Source organism: Tateyamaria sp. GN1-10 (genome assembly GCF_055693845.1).
In genome coordinates this window covers 1195603-1212793 of sequence record NZ_JBVFUR010000004.1, presented here as the reverse complement: position 1 = coordinate 1212793, position 17191 = coordinate 1195603, and the positions used below count along the sequence as shown (strand labels likewise).

At 57.8% G+C, this 17191-nt stretch carries 17 protein-coding genes, 1 tRNA gene and 1 pseudogene; 14 read left to right on the top strand and 5 right to left on the bottom strand.

What is annotated here, in order from left to right:
- Positions 1–92 precede the first annotated feature (92 nt).
- From ACZ1HN_RS07770 to ACZ1HN_RS07760, 3 genes are all read left to right on the top strand, one after another.
- Entirely contained in the window at positions 93–1097 is a 1005-nt protein-coding gene (locus ACZ1HN_RS07770) for an NmrA/HSCARG family protein (RefSeq protein WP_472727060.1), read from the top strand.
- A 44-nt stretch (positions 1098–1141) separates the two neighbouring features.
- The gene (locus tag ACZ1HN_RS07765) at positions 1142–2038 is read left to right on the top strand and encodes an NmrA family NAD(P)-binding protein (RefSeq protein ID WP_472727059.1); all 897 of its coding nucleotides are present in this window, start codon (positions 1142–1144) and stop codon (positions 2036–2038) included.
- A 63-nt stretch (positions 2039–2101) separates the two neighbouring features.
- Entirely contained in the window at positions 2102–2689 is a 588-nt protein-coding gene (locus ACZ1HN_RS07760; RefSeq protein WP_472727058.1) for a cyclic nucleotide-binding domain-containing protein, read from the top strand.
- A gap of 750 nt (positions 2690–3439) precedes the next feature.
- Here the strand turns inward: ACZ1HN_RS07760 and ACZ1HN_RS07755 are convergent.
- The 4 genes and pseudogenes from ACZ1HN_RS07755 to ACZ1HN_RS07740 form a co-directional block, all read right to left on the bottom strand.
- Positions 3440–3516: transfer RNA gene (locus ACZ1HN_RS07755), tRNA-Arg, on the bottom strand.
- Positions 3517–3585: 69 nt separating this feature from the next.
- The gene (locus ACZ1HN_RS07750; protein ID WP_472727057.1) at positions 3586–4968 is read right to left on the bottom strand and encodes a sensor histidine kinase; all 1383 of its coding nucleotides are present in this window, start codon (positions 4966–4968) and stop codon (positions 3586–3588) included.
- Between the two features lie 12 nt (positions 4969–4980).
- Positions 4981–6399 carry a dihydrolipoyl dehydrogenase family protein gene (locus tag ACZ1HN_RS07745; RefSeq protein ID WP_472727056.1) on the bottom strand — a complete coding sequence of 473 codons (1419 nt, stop codon included), beginning with the start codon at positions 6397–6399 and terminating at the stop codon, positions 4981–4983.
- 4 nt (positions 6400–6403) lie between these two features.
- Positions 6404–7134 (bottom strand): annotated as a pseudogene (locus ACZ1HN_RS07740) (TVP38/TMEM64 family protein).
- Positions 7135–7453: 319 nt separating this feature from the next.
- Here ACZ1HN_RS07740 and rpmH point away from each other — a divergent pair.
- The 3 genes from rpmH to yidD are packed head-to-tail and all read left to right on the top strand — an operon-like array spanning position 7454 to position 8238.
- Positions 7454–7588 (top strand): 50S ribosomal protein L34, encoded by a 135-nt coding sequence (gene rpmH / locus ACZ1HN_RS07735; RefSeq protein ID WP_005980833.1) that lies wholly within the window; start codon positions 7454–7456, stop codon positions 7586–7588.
- Between the two features lie 24 nt (positions 7589–7612).
- Complete coding sequence (gene rnpA / locus ACZ1HN_RS07730; protein ID WP_472727055.1) at positions 7613–8008, top strand: ribonuclease P protein component; 396 nt, start codon at positions 7613–7615, stop codon at positions 8006–8008.
- Positions 8005–8238, top strand: a complete 234-nt coding sequence (yidD, locus tag ACZ1HN_RS07725) for a membrane protein insertion efficiency factor YidD (protein ID WP_299210951.1) — start codon at positions 8005–8007, stop codon at positions 8236–8238. Before rnpA ends, yidD begins: the two co-directional genes overlap by 4 nt.
- Positions 8239–8383: 145 nt before the next feature.
- Here the strand turns inward: yidD and ACZ1HN_RS07720 are convergent, their stop codons facing one another.
- The gene (locus tag ACZ1HN_RS07720) at positions 8384–8908 is read right to left on the bottom strand and encodes a DUF3833 domain-containing protein (protein ID WP_472727054.1); all 525 of its coding nucleotides are present in this window, start codon (positions 8906–8908) and stop codon (positions 8384–8386) included.
- Between the two features lie 104 nt (positions 8909–9012).
- On the opposite strand from ACZ1HN_RS07720, the gene ttcA reads away from it, so the two are divergent.
- The 8 genes from ttcA to ACZ1HN_RS07680 all read left to right on the top strand — a co-directional run bounded on the left by ttcA (position 9013) and on the right by ACZ1HN_RS07680 (position 17189).
- The gene (gene ttcA / locus ACZ1HN_RS07715; RefSeq protein ID WP_472727053.1) at positions 9013–9882 is read left to right on the top strand and encodes a tRNA 2-thiocytidine(32) synthetase TtcA; all 870 of its coding nucleotides are present in this window, start codon (positions 9013–9015) and stop codon (positions 9880–9882) included.
- A gap of 57 nt (positions 9883–9939) precedes the next feature.
- A complete protein-coding gene (locus ACZ1HN_RS07710; RefSeq protein WP_472727052.1) occupies positions 9940–11505 on the top strand; it encodes a putative bifunctional diguanylate cyclase/phosphodiesterase in 1566 nt (521 codons plus the stop codon).
- A 177-nt stretch (positions 11506–11682) separates the two neighbouring features.
- Positions 11683–13497 (top strand): membrane protein insertase YidC, encoded by a 1815-nt coding sequence (gene yidC / locus ACZ1HN_RS07705; protein ID WP_472727051.1) that lies wholly within the window; start codon positions 11683–11685, stop codon positions 13495–13497.
- A complete protein-coding gene (locus tag ACZ1HN_RS07700; protein WP_472727050.1) occupies positions 13494–14225 on the top strand; it encodes an MOSC domain-containing protein in 732 nt (243 codons plus the stop codon). Before yidC ends, ACZ1HN_RS07700 begins: the two co-directional genes overlap by 4 nt.
- Positions 14222–14875 carry a ribosome biogenesis GTP-binding protein YihA/YsxC gene (yihA, locus tag ACZ1HN_RS07695; RefSeq protein WP_472727049.1) on the top strand — a complete coding sequence of 218 codons (654 nt, stop codon included), beginning with the start codon at positions 14222–14224 and terminating at the stop codon, positions 14873–14875. The genes ACZ1HN_RS07700 and yihA overlap by 4 nt, the downstream gene beginning before the upstream one ends.
- A gap of 86 nt (positions 14876–14961) precedes the next feature.
- A complete protein-coding gene (gene argB / locus ACZ1HN_RS07690; RefSeq protein WP_472727048.1) occupies positions 14962–15825 on the top strand; it encodes an acetylglutamate kinase in 864 nt (287 codons plus the stop codon).
- Between the two features lie 57 nt (positions 15826–15882).
- Positions 15883–16677, top strand: a complete 795-nt coding sequence (locus ACZ1HN_RS07685; protein ID WP_472727047.1) for a sterol desaturase family protein — start codon at positions 15883–15885, stop codon at positions 16675–16677.
- Positions 16674–17189, top strand: a complete 516-nt coding sequence (locus ACZ1HN_RS07680) for a hypothetical protein (RefSeq protein ID WP_472727046.1) — start codon at positions 16674–16676, stop codon at positions 17187–17189. The genes ACZ1HN_RS07685 and ACZ1HN_RS07680 overlap by 4 nt, the downstream gene beginning before the upstream one ends.
- Positions 17190–17191 lie beyond the last annotated feature (2 nt).

The following is a 17191-nucleotide window of genomic DNA, read 5'->3' as shown; positions in this document are numbered from 1 at the left end:
TGCGTTTCAATAGATGATGAGTGTCACCTATCTCTCTTTTCGAAGCTGGTTTTCATGCAGACACACCAGCGATCTGAAAAGGGAACGAAGCCATGACCAAGACAATCGCATTAATCGGCGGCACCGGGGCCATGGGCCGCGCGGTCGTCAACACGCTGTTGAATGACGAGACCGAAGACTGGAACGTTCGCCTTCTGACACGCGATCCAAAAAGTGAGCGCGCGCTGGCCATGAAGGCGGCGGGTGGTGACCGGGTCGCGTTCGTCATCGGCGATCTTTACGACGGAACCGGCCTCGATGCGGTGATGAAGGACGCTTACGGGGCCTTCTCAAACACCAATTTCTGGACAGCAGGTGAGAAGTCTGTTGCCAGGGAGCGGGCATATGGTCTGAAAGTTCTTGAAGCTGCGGAGCGTGCCGGTGTCACGTTGTTCATACACTCTTCACTAGACGCGGCGGCGAACCGGTCTGACGGTGCTGTTCCAGTTCCGCACTATGACGCGAAGGCTTCTGTCGAGCACGAGATGGATTGGCGCAGGTCAGATGAGTTCTTCCGGCAAGACCATGACGGTTGGTACACCAATAACACCGCTATTCTGGTGACCGAACCCTATATCGAAAACTTCCAGAGCATCTTTCTGCCTGAGAAAAGCACTCTCAGTGATGGCCGCGAAGGTTTGATCTTCCGCGGGCCACTGGCAGGAGATGCGCCATGGCCGATGGTCGCGCTCGACGATATCGGCGCGTTCGCCCGGATTATGTTCGCTGATCCCGACCAGTGGGGCGGCAAGACGCTGCGTATTGGTTCAGACGCGCCAACGATTTCAGAGGCCGCCGCAACCTTCGAGAAAGTCACAGGTGTCCCTGCTGAATTTGCACCGCCGAGTGACGAGGCGTTTCTCGCGTCAGACCTGCCCAACGCGCACGACGTGCTCAACAACTTCATCTTCTACCGGAAAGGCCATTCGGCACCGCGCGATTATGATGCTTTGCGCGCAATCTACCCTGGCCTGCGCAGCTTCGAAAGCTGGCTGCGCGAGACCGGTTGGCGCGGCGGTGCGGGCGACGTCCAGAAGGACGCGATCAGCGGCGAATGACACCAACAATCCAAAATTGACAAAGACTTACGAAAGGAAAAACCATGACTACTCTCAAACAACGCCGCCTTCTTGTTATCGGAGCCACAGGGCAGGTCGGCAGGGACGTCGTTCGCGCACTGACCAAGGCGCCCAGTGTCGAAACGCTCGCGGCTGTCCGCCGCGACGATCAGGCCGAAGCCATGCAAAAGCTTGGCGCAAAGCACGTGCATCTTGACCTAGATGACATGCAGACGGTTGAGAAAGCTGTCGTCGATGTCGATGGCATTCTCTTGATGGGGGGATACTCCGTCGACCTTATCAAGCAATCGAAGCGGGTCATTGACGCGGCCAAGCGGGCCGGTGTCGATCATATCGTCCATATCGGTGCGTCAGGTGCCGACACGGCCGAGGTCGCGCATTGGGGCTGGCATCGGATGATTGAAGCCTACGTTGAGGATCAGGGCTTCCGCTTCACCCATATCCGCCCGGAAGCCTTCATGCAGAACGTTCTGACTTTCGGGTGGCTGCAAAGCGGCGCGCTGACCAATCTGATTGGTGATGCGCGCTGGAGCTGGGTCGACGCACAAGACGTCGCGGCGATTGCAGCCGCGGCTCTGAAGGACCCAGATGCGTTTGCAGGTCAGGTCTGGCGGCTCGGTTATGATGCGGCAACGATCTCGGATGTAGCACGCAAGATCGGCGAACATACCGGGCGCCCGATCGAGATAGCCCCGCTTGATCCTCAGGTCTTCTATGATGGTGCTGTCGGGGCTGGCGCAGATCCCGCCTATATGGCCTGTATCCGCGACCAGTTCCGGCTCAATGCTGCAGGCGCGATCCCCAATGCAGATGCGACGTTCGATATCTCAGCCTTTGAGCGCGCGGTTGGCAGGCCGCCAGCGACTTGGGCAGATTACATCGTCCGTGACGGCAAAAGCCTCACCGCCGCTGTAGCGTAATACCCGAAGGCGTGGTGGGTGGCAGACCGACCACTTCTTTCCGTAAAAAAACAGCATAGACCCATGAATATGACTGAACAAAAGCTGAGCCGAATCGACCACTTCTCAAAACTTGAACACGCCGCACTTACAAAGCTTACCGAAGAAGCGGATTTTACGACATATGATGCCGGTGAGGTCATCCTTGATCCGGCAACCCCACGAGCCGACTTCACCTTCCTCATTGAGGGGCGTTGGTGGATGTCACGCCACATCGTCGGCGCGGCAACGCCCTTCGAATGGGTCGATGACCGACCGGGAAACTGGCATGGCGACGTCGCCTTGTTCGATGCAGTCGCGCCGGCCCATGTGAAGGCGGAAACAAAATGCGACGTCGTCTTCGTGCCGGCGCCGCTCTTGGCAGAACTTGCCGCTGGCAATTCGCACCTGGCCCTGTCCATGCTCCGTGGCATCCAAGGTAGCGCGGCAGTCTTGTTCGAGGACGCAACACTGGGTAGCGCCGAAAACGCGCCTTCGGGGCCAGCGACCGGCTTTACAGTCAAAGAATTGCTATCGCGCTGTCCCGAGCTGATGGGCCTCTGTTTTGAATCGAACGCTCATCAGAATTTCAGCTTTGTCCGCGGTGCCGTCGTCAAATCACGTTACAGTTGATTTCTGAAGCGAGCCCAATGTATCGATGCTCGTCATCGGCACGAACGTTGGCTCTATTCAGATAAGCTTTGCACCCGCTTCAGACTGAAACGCTACACTTAAGCCAGTCGAGCACAACTCCGACACGTCGGAATCTGTGACGCCGTTCGGGAGTTAATGCTTGTACGTTGATGGCCGCCCCACGCCAATCACTCAGCATCTCAACGAGTTCTTCCACTAGCCAAGTGTCGTCCCACCCGGAATGACAGCACACAGATCGGCCCAAGTCCTGCGCGCCCTGCTTCTACATAGGTGTCGAGATCGTCGAAACAGATGGCGGCGCGTGGATCATCGGCCACAACATGCTTGTAAACGGTGGCGCGGCGATCTGAAATCAAGTTGGATGAGTTGTACTTCCAATTTCCTCGATTTTCTGAAGCGGACATTCCAGCAGTTCGGTCCAATGTTCGTTTCGTCCGCGTATGGTGAGTTCGAGCAACCTCGAAAGTTGCATGCGCAGCGAATGTCCGGCAAGCGGGCTGCAACCGCAGCATCCCGAACAGGCGCTGGATGTCGGCTCTGGGCCGTCAGCGACTAGAACGCGAGCGGTTACCGACAAAACGACAGCTTGCGGTTCGGTCCATCAACCAGGTGCGGGAGGTACGAACCGGACGTCTGCGACCGAGCTACAAACGTCCGGTTCGCGGTGATTGGGTCAGTTTATGACGCAAAAGCCAATTTCGTCTGACGTTCGACAACAAAGAAAATAAGTGGCGGACCGAGGAGGATTCGAACCCCCGACCCCTTGATTCGTAGTCAAGTACTCTATCCAGCTGAGCTATCGGTCCACTGTCGGGCGGTTTAGTCCCGTGGTTCGGGGTTTGCAAGAGCTTATCTCGGCAAAAGTGCACCGCAGGTCAGATGTCATCACCTTTCGGCAATCGGATAGAAAAAACTGTCCCCTTTGGCCCCGTTCGGTCCAACTCAAGTGCACCGCCATGCCCGCGCACCAACTCTTGGGCAATGGCTAGACCAAGCCCTGTACCACCCTTTGCAACACCGCCCTGAAATGGCTGAAACAGATGCTCTTGGGCTTTGGGAGGTAGGCCGGGGCCCGTGTCAGAGATCTCGATCCACCAATTGTCAGCATCCTCGTAGGCGGACACATTAATCTCGCCCGGTTTTCCTGTGGCAATGATGGCTTGTCGCGCGTTGCGCACAAGGTTTGATACTACGCGGAACAACTGTTCCGGATCTGCACGAAGCGAGAACAGCGGAGGGATGTTTTCACTCAGCGACAGGTCGTGATCACCGACCGCAAGGCGTTCGCTGTCCAATACGTCCGCCACCAGATCATCGAGAGTGAAGATCATAAGCGTGGGGCTGGGTTCCTCGGCCTTCCCAAACGCCAGCGTACTTTCGCACAGGTGCACAGCTCTTGTCATGGAGTTGACCAGCTTTGGCGCCATGCGCCGCACAAGCGGATCTTCAGACGCCTCGATACGGTCTGTAAAGAGCTGCGCAGAGGTCAGGATATTGCGCAGGTCATGGCTGATCTTGGACACGGCACTGCCAAGTTGCGCGAGACGATCCTTTTGGCGCAGGGCCGATATGAGTTCCGTCTGCAGGCTGCGCAGGGCTTCCTCGGCCTCGCGCAGTTCAGTCACACCAGCATTCGGCGTAATGATGCGCCGCGCATCCTCAGGTGCCGCCGCATAGCGCTGCATGTGACCGACGACACCGCGGATCGGCTTCACAAGGATCGCACGGACTGCAACGAACAAAAGCCCCGCGGTGACAATCGAGATGACAGCGGAAAGAACAAGGATGCGGATACCATAATCAATCATGGAAGCGCGCAGCGGCGCCGTTTCCATTGTAACTTCGATCAGAAGCCCGGCTTCGCGAGTTGGCGCCCCTATCACACGGATGACTTCGTTGTCGGGTTCAAGGATGCGCATCAATGCATCGCGTATCAGAACCGGGGCGGTGCCATCCCGCAGGTCGAACGTGTCATCGATGGGTTGTGGCATCGGTGATGCCAACATCAATTGCCGCACTTCGTCCCGCCGCAGAACGACATTGAAAACACCCGCGTTCTCCAACAGCTCTTTTTCGAGATCGCTGTCGATCATGTCGTCCGCCAGGAGGGCAAGCGAGGCAATCTGGGCGCGTTCGAGGCGGTTCTGCAGATACTCTTCCCTGAACCGCGCAATAGACGGCACAAAGATCAAAACCTCGGCCAGCATCACGAAGATCGTGGTCAGGATAAGGAAGCGGCCAGAGAGAGAGTTCATCATCGTGCTATGTGCTCAGGGAATAAGGCGTTGTACAAGACCTACCACCCGCTTAACCGCGTTGCTTTCAAAAAGGCGCGGACTAAAATAGGCACCTGCAGCGCGTTTGTTTACCTCGCCAATCGTTGGGTAAGGCGACACCATGGCGGCGATCTGGCTCATCTTCATATTGTTTGCGATCACCAGTGACCACAGGTTGATCAACTCACCTGCCTGATGACCGGCGATTGAGGCGCCAACGGGTCGTCCCTTGACCACCATAACCTTGATCAAGCCTTCGGTCTTGCGTTCCGCGATCGCCCGGTCGTTGTGATTGTAGTGAAACCGGACAACTTCCAGCCGGTCACCGTGCGCCTCGCGCGCTTGCGCCTCGGTCAAACCGACCTGTGCCAGTTCAGGGTCGGTGTATGTTGCCCACGGGATGTGAGCTGTCTTGGCTTTGGAGGGCAGCGCGAACAGCAATGACCGGATGATGACCCCAGCATGGTAGCCCGCCACATGTGTAAACTGCAGGCCACCAGCGACGTCACCAATGGCATAGACGCGGCGGTTGGTCGTGCGCAAGCTATCGTCAACCTTGATCCCTGCGTGGGTGGTTTCGATCCCGGCGGCCTCAAGGTTCAGCTTGTCGGTGTTCGACTTGCGGCCAACGGCCACCAACACATGCGACCCGGCAAACCTGCGACCATCCTTGGAGTGCACCGTTACAGTGCCATCTCCACCTTCGATCTTCTCGACCAAGGCACCTTCGGCAATCTCAATCCCTTCACCGCGCAGCTTGGTGAGAACCACGCCGGCCATCTCAGGGTCATCCTTGCCCAGCGCCTTGTCACCTTCGATTACGGTCACCTTGGACCCGAGACGGCAATGCGCTTGCGCCATTTCCATCCCGATGGGGCCACCGCCGATGATCAGCAGGTGTTCAGGGCGTTCGCGCAGTTCCCACAAGGTTTCATTTGTCAGATACGGAACCGTATCAATGCCATCAATCGGCGGCACGAACGGGCTCGAACCCGTGGCAATGACGATACGACGTGCCGTGATGACCGTGTCGCCCGCCTGCACCTCTTTGCCCGAGATGAAGTGACCAAACTCGCGGATGACATGCACGCCAAGACCTTCGAAACGTTCCTGGCTATCAACCGGCTCGATCTGCGCGATAACCTGGTTCACATGGTCCTTGGCGGAAGCATAATCGATCTGCGGGACGGCATTGGCGACGCCGTATTCGGCGCCCTGCGTCTGGCCGTATGCCATCTTGCCGCTTGCAATCAGTGCTTTCGACGGGACGCAGCCATAGTTCAGGCAATCGCCCCCCATCTTGTGTCCTTCGAGCAGGACAACCTTCGCCCCCATCTGCACCGCACCGGCTGCAACGGACAACCCGCCTGACCCGGCCCCGATCACCAGGAGATCAGTCTTGATACGTTTCATCGGTTCAAAGACCTTTCTTGCCTGTAACGGCCTTGACCACGACCGGCAGCAGCGATAGCGCCGCGAGCCCAAGGATAGGCAACAGGACATGCGGTTCAAATATGATGCCAAAGTTCGGCGTCTCTCCGCGAGCGAACACTTCGCCCAGACCGGCCCCAACCGATGTGTAAACGACCGATCCGGGGATGATGCCTAAAAAGGTCGAGATGACATACCGGTGCAACGGAACCTGCATGAAAGCCGGGATCAGGTTGGCAACAAAGAACGGAACAACCGGCACCAAGCGGATCACAAACAGCATGGACCACTGGTTTTCATCAATGCCGTCCTTGATCTTTTTGATGGTCCCTTTGGACGCTTCCATGCGTTGACCCAAGGTTTCTCCGAAGCCGTGGCGCGCCGCCAGAAAGATGATCGACGCTCCAATTGTGGCAGCCGTCACAGTGAATATCGATCCAAAGACCGTCCCAAAAGAAAACCGCCCGTCAGTGTCGCGATACTTGCACCGGGCAGTGAAAACCCCACAATCAGGATATAGATTGCAACATACACCAACGCCGTCATCAGGTAGTTGCCGTCGCGAAACGCAATCAGCGCCTCACGATTGTCTGCTAGGGTCTGGAAGCTAAGGTAGTCGCGCAAGGTAAAAGCGCCAATCGCAGCAACGATCAGAATGCCGATCAGCGGGAGGTTCCGCATCAGGCTGGATTTGCGTGGTTGGCTCGTGTCGGTCATACCAATTCCTCTGAGGCGCTCTTTGCCTTGCGCCATGCGTTGCGGTGGTTGTGACCTGAAAATGCGCCCGTCGCACCTGTCAAAACAGGGTGTTCACGGCCCGTTGAACGGATATGTCCAATTCCGTGAGGTTTTTTGCCGCTCTTGTGCGTCATTGAAACATAGATCGGCCTGCCCGGACCCTTTTGTTGCAATGATGACGAAATTAGGTGTCCAAAGGGTTTACTTGCCCCCCTCGCCGCTTTAGAGGACGGGCTTCGAATACAGCCCCTCCCAGAATCCGCGGGACCCGAGGGCCAACAGACCCGGAGCCAATGCGATGAAACGCACCTACCAACCTTCGAATCTCGTGCGCAAGCGGCGCCACGGTTTCCGTGCCCGCATGGCGACCAAAGCTGGCCGCAAAATCCTCAACGCCCGCCGCGCCCGCGGTCGGAAGTCGCTGAGCGCATAAAGCACGCACCCGAAAGGGATGATCATGACCCCGCCGGAGGCCTTTTCGCCCAGCTTTGACGCTGGCGAAGATATGCCGCCGGCGGGGCCATTGCGTTTGGAGACAATGAAAAAGCGGGCAGATTTTCTGCGCGCTGCCCGAGCCAAGCGCGTCGTGATGCCCGGCTTTATTCTTCAGGTGCGCCCGCGGCATGACGATGGCCCAATCCGAATTGGCTTCACGTGCTCAAAGAAGGTTGGCAATGCGATCGCGCGGAACAGGGCCAAGCGCCGCTTGCGCGAAGTGGCGCGGCACGTGCTCAGCCACCGGGGGGCACCTGCAACAGACTATGTGTTTGTTGGACGCGCCACAGAAACAGCCACACGACCTTTTGCTGCGCTTATCGACGACTGCAATGCAGCATTGGACAAGCTGCAATGAGCCCCCTTGCCTTTTGCGTCTCCCTACCCGTCCGTGCCTATCGCCTGCTCTTTTCCCCGTGGGTTGGCTTCAATTGCCGCTACCAGCCCACGTGCAGCGCCTATGCAATGGAAGCGTTGGAAAAACATGGCGCGATCAAAGGAACCTGGATGGCAGCGCGGCGCATCGGGCGGTGCCATCCCTGGGGCGGCGACGGTTACGATCCGGTGCCAGAACGGGACGATCCGTAGGAAAGTGGCCGCTCCGCTGTCCTGGGGGGCGAGGCGGGAGCGGCCTATTTTCCGCCGCGCAATTCGCAGCGGGGTATGCACGCCACAAGTTTTGATCTTGAGCGCATCAGTTAGATAGTAACGCCCAGAATGAGTTCCAATACTGTCACTGCTTTTCGAAGGTGATGATGACATCGCCGATGTCGATTCCTGCGCGCTTGATGTACGCACGGTTCAACAAGCGGTCCTCACTCAACAGCCACATCCAGTCATCAAATGTCACACGCAGCGTACCATCCGGAACGGGCAGATCAATCGTGTACTGCCAGCTGAAGGTATCGCCCTTCTCTTGCCCCGTCGCCGTTCCAATCACACCCGGTGCGGTGCCTTCCCAACTGTCCGGTCCTGTTTTTCGCAGCGTCCAAACACGCTGTTCGGTGCTGTTGTCTTCATAGACAAAATCCTCGACCAGAGTGAGCGTCTGTCCATCCCAAGTCCCGTTGATTTCAACGGTGAATCGACGGCGAACAGTGCCGAGAACATCTTGAAACTGGCCGTATGCCGTGACGCGCCCATCAAAGAACTCTTCGAGGTTCAGCTTCCGCTCAGACAAAGCCGCATCATCTATCGACGGCTTACCAGTACAGGCCCCAAGAACCATCAATCCCAAGGCCAAGATTGCCCATCGCATGACCACATCCCTTTTACATTTTGATATGGATACGCTGCGCAGGCTCTTTTGGTTCACGGTCTGCTTGGTATATGAGGACGCAATCGCAGCCCAAAGGTGGCCCTATGCTTGACGACAGCGACGACATTCACCCTCTTTTTGCCGGGGCGCCCGCAACAACCGAATTCAAGAAGCTGCGCAAACGGCTCGTGCGGTACGCGCGCGAGGCGATCGAGCAATACGGCATGATCGAACCGGGTGGCAAATGGCTGGTCTGCCTGTCCGGTGGCAAAGACAGCTACACATTGCTGGCCGTTCTCCACGAACTGAAATGGCGCGGGCTTTTGCCTGTCGAATTGCTGGCCTGCAATCTGGATCAGGGTCAGCCCGGCTTTCCTGCAACTGTTCTTCCGGAGTTTCTGCAGCGCATGCAGGTGCCCAATCGGATCGAGTATCAGGACACTTATTCCATCGTTGTCGACAAAGTGCCTCAGGGCCGCACCTTTTGCGCCCTGTGTTCACGGCTGCGGCGTGGCAACCTATATCGCATCGCGCGCGAGGAAGGCTGCACCGCAGTTGTGCTGGGCCATCACCGCGACGACATTCTGGAAACCTTTTTCATGAACCTGTTTCACGGCGGGCGCCTTGCCACGATGCCGCCTAAACTTGTGAATGAAGAGGGGGATTTGTTCGTTTACCGCCCCCTCGCCCACGTTGCCGAGGCAGATTGCGAGAAGTTCGCGAAGGCAATGAACTACCCCATCATCCCCTGCGATCTGTGCGGTAGCCAGGACGGGCTGCAAAGACAGCAAGTCAAACAGATCCTCGACGGCTGGGAAGCCAATAGCCCGGGGCGCCGTCAGGTCATGTTCCGGGCGTTGATGAATGCGCGGCCGTCCCATCTGCTGGATCCCAAGCTTTTTGACTTCGCAGGCCTCTTGCGCAGTTCCGAAAAATTTGAAGAAAAAAACGTGAACATTCCCGATCTGCGTTAAGCGCTGACTTACCCCGTTCTCTTATTGCTTGACCAACGTGCGGCCGACGCCGTGGTTATGAACAAGGGGTCAAACATGCAGTTCCGCACGCCAGACAAGCTGAAATTATTGCGCGAACACGCAACGACGATGCTGACTGGTCCCCAGATGCTTGCATTCCTTCCTGCAATGATGCTGGCGGCATTCTGGATTTGGGGTGAAGTCGCATTGATTGCCGTCGCCATCGCATTGCCGGTTGCGTGGTTTGTCTTCGGCGGGATCGAGGATCTGTTGCGCAAACGCATTGCCCGAAACCTGCAGCCGGGTCTCGTCTCGCAGGATGACTTTGCCGACAAGGTCGATGTGATGCGTGCAGACGCGCCACGCGCCGACCGGAACAGCGCCATCTTCTCGATTGAGCTGGACGACCACACCGCCCTCAGCGAACGGTTCGAACCTGCTGCAACGGACCGTATCCTAAAAGCGGTGGCAGACCGCCTGGTCGCCACTATGAGAGATACAGACATAGTCTGTCGCACCGGCGATTTTCGGTTTTCTCTCTGCCTTGGCGCGGTGCAGCATCTCGATCTGGAAAGCTGTATCCAGATGTGCAGCCGCTACCAGCAGGCCATTGAAGAGCCCATCGCCATCGATGGCACCACGATCTATGTGTCCGTCAGTATCGGCTTCTGCCTGCTGAACCGTGCGCCAGGTGCTACAGGACATGACTGGAGCAATGGTGCGCTCGCGGCCCTGACCGAAGCACAGCGCCGCGGCCCATCTTCCGTGCGCGCCTACTCGACCGAATTGCACTCGCGCCTCAAAAGCCGGGCACATTTGCGCGACGAAGTGGCCGCAGCATTGGAACAAGGGCACATCCAACCCTGGTTTCAGCCACAAATCTCCACGGATACCGGGAAGGTCGCCGGGTTCGAAGCGCTGGCCCGCTGGATACACCCAGACAAGGGCGCAATTTCTCCGGCTGAATTCCTGCCCGCAATCGAAGATGCAGGGTTATTGGAACGTTTGGCTGAAATCATGATTTATCACAGCTTCACGGCGCTTAAGGCATGGGACTCTGCAGGTCTGAATGTCCCTCACGTTGGGGTTAACTTCAGCGGCTCGGAACTCAACAATCCAAAGCTGGTGGACAAAGTGCGTTGGGAACTCGACCGCTTCGACCTGACGTCGGACCGGCTTACGGTCGAGATTCTCGAAACCGTGGTCACAGACAATACGGACGACACGATAACGCGCAACATCAACGCATTAACGAAACTCGGGTGCCGGGTCGACTTGGACGACTTTGGTACAGGTCACGCGTCCATTTCATCCATTCGCCGTTTTGGCGTGGGACGGATCAAGATTGACCGCTCCTTCGTCATGAAGGCTGATCGCGATCCGGAACAACAAAGGATGATCAGTGCTGTTCTGACAATGGCAGAACGCCTGAACATCGAAACGCTGGCTGAAGGTGTTGAAACGGTTGGCGAACACGCCCTTCTCGCACAGCTGGGCTGCGACTATGTGCAGGGCTTTGGCATTGCACGCCCAATGCCGTTTGAAAAAACACTGGATTGGGTGCGCGCCCATGAAAGCAAGGTGCAGGATGCGCCATCGTTGCCCGTGCGCCGGACGAACTGAGGCGCAAACCGGATCCAACGAGCAATGCACGCATAGAGGGTGCTGGGGTCTTGAAGACGTCGGGCCCGCGCCACGCTTGCTGCGCCACGCCGTACCCAGCGCCCGAATCCGCTTGACCTTTGGCCCTGCACTCTGTTGAACCCGTGCAACGTTTCAGACAGCAGGTGGCAGTCCCCGATGGACGATCAGAACAAGAACCTCATTCTTGCAACGGCGCTCAGTTTCCTTGTCATTCTCGTATGGTTTGTGCTGTTTCCCCCGCCAGAACCGGAGGTTCCGCTTAATACGGCTGCACCAACCACAGCGCAGCCGGAAGATGCCAGCACGGTGCCAACGGCACCGGCAATAGGCGACGCGGCCGAACCGGCAACGGAGGTCGCGACAGAGACGGCTGACGCACCGCGCATCGACATCGAAACACCACGTGTCTCGGGCTCTATCTCCCTGCTGGGTGGCCGTATCGACGATCTGCGTCTGAAAGACTACCGGACAAGCCTTCAGCCAGATGCCGACATCGTTCGGATGCTGTCGCCTGTTGGCACGGCGGACGCATATTATGCCGTCTATGGCTGGGCACCCGGCGGCGGGCTCGACGCTGACGCAGTACCGGGTCCCAACACAACCTGGTCCCTGGCCGCAGGCGACACGTTGTCTGTTGGTGAACCAGTTACTCTGACGTGGAATAACGGGGATGGCCTGGTTTTTGAACGGATCATCAGCATTGATGACCAGTACATGTTCGACATCACCCAATCGGTAACAAATACCAGCGGGGCAGCGGTTCGGGTTGCACCTTATGGCATGTTGACCCGGCATGGAGAACCATCCGATCTCAAGAACTTCTTCATCTTGCACGAAGGTGCAGTGGCCATGGCGGACGGAGAACTTGCGGAAATCGATTGGGATGAAATCCCCGACGCTGACGTGGATCCGTCCTGGGGTCGTCCGGCAATCGTGACCGAAGGCGTGACGGATGGCTGGGTTGGCTTTACCGACCATTACTGGCAGTCGATCCTGATCCCCACAGGCGTTCAAAGCTTTGACCAAGCACTGACCTACGCCCCCCGCAGTGATGTCTACCGGGCTGTTACCCGACTGCCGACGCAGGATGTAGCAGATGGTGCAACGGTCGCGGTTCAAACACAACTTTTTGCAGGGGCGAAAGAGTGGGAAACCATTCGCGAATACCAGTCCGGTGGTGTCCAAGGGTTCATCGACAGCATCGACTGGGGTTGGTTCTTTTTCCTGACCAAGCCGATCTTCTGGCTGCTGCACGAGTTGAACAAACTGATCGGCAACATGGGCTGGGCAATCATCGGCCTGACCCTGATCATCAAGGCCGTTTTGGTTCCGCTTGCATATAAATCGTACGTTTCGATGGCGAAGATGAAAGAACTTCAGCCGCAAATGGAGAAACTGAAAGAACAGGCCGGCGACGACAAGCAGAAGCTTCAGCAAGGTATGATGGAGCTATACAAGAAGGAAAAGGTAAACCCGGCCGCTGGTTGCCTGCCGATCCTTTTACAAATCCCGATCTTCTTCTCGCTCTACAAAGTGATCTTCGTCACGATCGAATTGCGGCATGCGCCCTTCTTTGGACCATTCCAGGACCTCAGCGCACCTGACCCGACGTCTATCATCAACCTGTTTGGCCTGCTGCCCAACGCAGCACCCGATCCCAACAGCCTGATGGCCCTGGTCTTTATCGGCATCCTGCCGCTTCTACTGGGTATTTCGATGTGGCTACAACAGAAGCTGAATCCGGCACCTACCGACCCCACCCAACAGATGATCTTTGCCTGGATGCCATGGGTCTTCATGTTCATGCTGGGCAGCTTTGCCAGCGGGCTGGTCGTGTACTGGATCGCCAACAACGTGATCACCTTCACCCAGCAATATCTGATCATGCGCAGTCAGGGGTACAAACCCGATCTGCTGAGCAACATCACCGGCAGCTTCAAGAAGAAAGCAGCCGAGGAACCCAAGAAGTGACAGGCACGCTCGCCCATATTTGGCGGCATCCGATCAAGGGGATCGGTTGCGAAGCCTGTGAGCAGATCGACCTGACCCGGGAAGAGGCAGTTGTTGGTGATCGGGCCTGGGCACTTCTGAATGCCGAGGCCGAGGACACGGATGATTGGCAACCACGACGCAACTTCTTGCAGGTTGCGTCCGGTCCTGCCTTGGCCGCGGTGGGTGCTGTCAGCACACAGACGGGCGTCGTCCTGACCCACCCCTCTCGCGACCCACTTGATTTTAATCCATCCACCGAGCCCGCTACGCTTGGTGCTTGGATCGGGGATTTGTGGCCCGACAACCGGCCCGGTCCCGCAAGGCTGGTCAAGGCTCCACAGCAGGGTATGACAGACGTGCCCTTTGCCTCAGTCTCGATCGGAAACCTGTCTTCGCTGCGCGCCCTCAGTCAGAAGGCCGGTATGCATGTTGATATGAGGCGGTTCCGGATCAATCTGTGGCTGGACGACCTGGCGCCATGGGAAGAGATTGACCTGCTTGCAGGCGATATCACCCTCGGGGGTGCAACACTTTCTCCGGTTGAGCCAATTGAACGGTGCAGGGCACCGGACGCCAATCCGCAAACTGGCACGCGGGATATCGGCATGCTACGCGCGCTTGAAGATGGCTGGAACACGCGAAACTTCGGTGTCTATTTCAAGGTCAAATCGGGCGGAACCGTAGCAATCGGCGACCGATTGTCATGACAGCCCTGCCCTTCCCCATCGCCGAAGACCCCGATCCGCAAACTGCTGAACGCGGCAGACTGCTGTTCGCTGGCGAAACCGAGTTTGTAAAAGGCGTCGTGGCCATGTCCGGCCTGCCCCCGGCGGACCGGATGGAGGTGTGCTTTGCCGGGCGGTCAAATGTCGGAAAATCATCTCTGATCAACGCACTGACGGGCCGTAAAGGGTTGGCACGTGCATCGAACACACCCGGCCGGACGCAGGAGATCAACTACTTCACGGCCGGTGACGATCATTATCTGGTCGACCTGCCCGGCTATGGCTATGCCAACGCCCCCCTGCCCGTGGTCGAGAAATGGCAGCGCCTGCTCAAACAGTATCTTTCAGGTCGTCAGACCCTGCGCCGCGCCTTTGTCCTGATTGATGCGCGGCACGGGATCAAGAAGGTGGACGAAGAGATTCTGAAACTGCTGGATACATCCGCCGTCACGTTTCAATGCGTGCTGACCAAAACGGATAAGGTGAAGGCTAAGGACCGGGATGCCGTTCTGACGCAGGTCCGGTGCGCACTGTCAAAACACCCCGCCGCCTTTCCCGAGATCGTGCTGACCAGCAGCGAAAAGGGTGACGGCATCGCAACCCTGCGCGCCATCATCGCAACGCTCTTCTGACGCGGAAGATTTTTCGTACGAAAAATCTTGGCCCCGCTCCAAGGCTGGGGCAAGACAGTGAACAGCGCAATCATCATAGACCCAAGATGAAGACCCAAGATATGAACCGCGACTGGATCGCCACTGCCCGCACCCTCAGCCAAGCGTTGCCTTACATGCAGCGCTACACCGGGGCCACCGTCGTCATCAAGCTGGGCGGCCACGCCATGGGATCGGACGAGGCAATGGAAAGCTTTGCCAATGACGTGGTTCTGATGCGACAGGTCGGCATAAACCCGGTGATCGTGCATGGCGGCGGGCCGATGATCAACGACATGCTCAAGCGTCTCGATATTCAATCGGAGTTCGTGAACGGCAAGCGTGTAACAGACGCCGCGACCATGGAAGTGGTCGAGATGGTGCTGTCCGGGGTCGTCAACAAGCGCATCGTGCAAGCCATCAACCGGGCGGGGGGCAAGGCCGTGGGCCTGTCGGGCAAGGACGCGAACCTGATCAGCTGCGATCAGACGGACGCCGCGCTTGGCCTCGTCGGTACGCCCGCGCAGATGGACCCAACGATCCTTTCGACGCTGTTCGAACAGTCAATGATACCGGTGATCGCGCCTCTTGGCTCCGGCCAAGGCGGAGAGACCTTCAATATAAACGGTGACACGGCCGCAGGCGCCATCGCGGGCGCGCTCAAGGCGGACCGCCTTTTGCTGCTGACTGATGTATCCGGAGTTAAAAACGCGGAGGGCGAGGTTGTGACCGAACTCACCGCTGACCAGATCCGTGACATGACAGCGGATGGCACCATAGCGGGCGGCATGATCCCCAAGACAGAAACCGCTCTCGACGCCATTGCCAGCGGCGTGCGCGCGGTCGTTATCCTCGACGGACGTGCCCCAAATGCCTGCCTGCTTGAGCTTTTTACCGACCACGGCGCCGGGTCCATCATTCGCCCGCGCTGACGCAAACGTGTCTGCACGCCGCATTGCGCAACGGCAACCCGGCGGTAGATATGGGGCATGGAAAACGAAACGCTCATTCGCTTTGGTGTCTTCCTCGGTCTGTTTACGCTCTTTGCATTGACCGAAGCCGTGCTGCCGCGCCGGGCACGCACTCAAAGCCGGTCGCGGCGCTGGGTCACCAACTGGGGCATCACTATCGCGAATACGCTGTTCATCCGCGTCATGACGTTCGTACTGCCCGTGCTGGCTGTTGGCGCGGCGGTTGATGCGGCCAACCAGGGGTGGGGATTGTTCAATGCCCTTTCCCTGCCCACTTGGATCGAGGTTGTCGCGGCCATCCTGATCCTCGACTTCATCATCTGGGCCCAGCATCTCATCACGCACAAGGTGCCAATCCTGTGGCGCTTGCACCGCGTGCACCATGCCGATGTGGACATGGATGTGACCACGGCTATCCGCTTTCATCCGATTGAGATCGGCCTGTCCATGCTGATCAAGATTGGCGCTGTATATCTGCTTGGCCCCGCTGCCGTCGCGGTGATCCTGTTCGAGATCATCCTGAACGGCACTGCCATGTTCAATCATGCCAACATCCGCCTGCCCCTGTGGCTCGACGCCATCGTCCGGCGCTTGCTTGTGACGCCTGACATGCACCGTGTGCACCATTCAGTGCACCGGCACGAACATGACAGCAATTATGGTTTTTCGCTGTCGATCTGGGATCGCATGTTCGGCACCTATATTGCCCAACCCGAAGCCGGGCATGACGACATGCAAGTGGGCCTGGAATGGCAAGATGACCGCCCCTCGAGGCTTGGTTGGTCCCTGTCCTTGCCCTTTGCCCGGAAATGATCCTCAAGGCTGTTTCAGCCGCAGTTGATCCACATGGCTTGGTGGTCATGGGGCACACATCGAACAAGGTTCTCGTCGGCACAGACGCGCATTGGTGGTCTGTCTTCACCCAAAGTGCCGAGTATATCGACGCGGCTGAAAACCCTGTCGACACCTGGTCCAAACGCGTTCTGAACGGGATAGCAGACCGTCTTGGGGCAACGGCGCATTTTCCATCTGACGGGCCACCCTACGCCCCCTTCATAGCGTGGGCATTGGACACGGGGCGGTTCTGGCAAAGCCCAACAGGCATGATGATCCATGACCGCGCCGGTCTGATGATTTCGATCCGGGGGTACTGGAATTCACGCATGAATTCAAAGATGCATCCGAAGGGTCGCGTCCTTGCGATGCATGCACAGATCGGCCCTGTGTTACTGCCTGTCCGGTGGGTGCATTGTCTGCCGAAACGGCCTATGATGTGCCTGCCTGTAAGGCGTATCTTGATACGCCTGCCGGTGTTCAATGCATGACC

What these genes read in the sequence shown, in the direction of transcription:
- ACZ1HN_RS07770 (WP_472727060.1), top strand. Translation starts at nt 93, where the DNA reads ATGACCAAGACAATCGCATTAATCGGCGGCACCGGGGCCATGGGCCGC.
- ACZ1HN_RS07765 (WP_472727059.1), top strand. Translation starts at nt 1,142, where the DNA reads ATGACTACTCTCAAACAACGCCGCCTTCTTGTTATCGGAGCCACAGGG.
- ACZ1HN_RS07760 (WP_472727058.1), top strand. Translation starts at nt 2,102, where the DNA reads ATGAATATGACTGAACAAAAGCTGAGCCGAATCGACCACTTCTCAAAA.
- ACZ1HN_RS07750 (WP_472727057.1), bottom strand. Translation starts at nt 4,968, where the DNA reads ATGATGAACTCTCTCTCTGGCCGCTTCCTTATCCTGACCACGATCTTC.
- ACZ1HN_RS07745 (WP_472727056.1), bottom strand. Translation starts at nt 6,399, where the DNA reads ATGAAACGTATCAAGACTGATCTCCTGGTGATCGGGGCCGGGTCAGGC.
- rpmH (WP_005980833.1), top strand. Translation starts at nt 7,454, where the DNA reads ATGAAACGCACCTACCAACCTTCGAATCTCGTGCGCAAGCGGCGCCAC.
- rnpA (WP_472727055.1), top strand. Translation starts at nt 7,613, where the DNA reads ATGACCCCGCCGGAGGCCTTTTCGCCCAGCTTTGACGCTGGCGAAGAT.
- yidD (WP_299210951.1), top strand. Translation starts at nt 8,005, where the DNA reads ATGAGCCCCCTTGCCTTTTGCGTCTCCCTACCCGTCCGTGCCTATCGC.
- ACZ1HN_RS07720 (WP_472727054.1), bottom strand. Translation starts at nt 8,908, where the DNA reads ATGCGATGGGCAATCTTGGCCTTGGGATTGATGGTTCTTGGGGCCTGT.
- ttcA (WP_472727053.1), top strand. Translation starts at nt 9,013, where the DNA reads ATGCTTGACGACAGCGACGACATTCACCCTCTTTTTGCCGGGGCGCCC.
- ACZ1HN_RS07710 (WP_472727052.1), top strand. Translation starts at nt 9,940, where the DNA reads ATGAACAAGGGGTCAAACATGCAGTTCCGCACGCCAGACAAGCTGAAA.
- yidC (WP_472727051.1), top strand. Translation starts at nt 11,683, where the DNA reads ATGGACGATCAGAACAAGAACCTCATTCTTGCAACGGCGCTCAGTTTC.
- yihA (WP_472727049.1), top strand. Translation starts at nt 14,222, where the DNA reads ATGACAGCCCTGCCCTTCCCCATCGCCGAAGACCCCGATCCGCAAACT.
- argB (WP_472727048.1), top strand. Translation starts at nt 14,962, where the DNA reads ATGAAGACCCAAGATATGAACCGCGACTGGATCGCCACTGCCCGCACC.
- ACZ1HN_RS07685 (WP_472727047.1), top strand. Translation starts at nt 15,883, where the DNA reads ATGGAAAACGAAACGCTCATTCGCTTTGGTGTCTTCCTCGGTCTGTTT.
- ACZ1HN_RS07680 (WP_472727046.1), top strand. Translation starts at nt 16,674, where the DNA reads ATGATCCTCAAGGCTGTTTCAGCCGCAGTTGATCCACATGGCTTGGTG.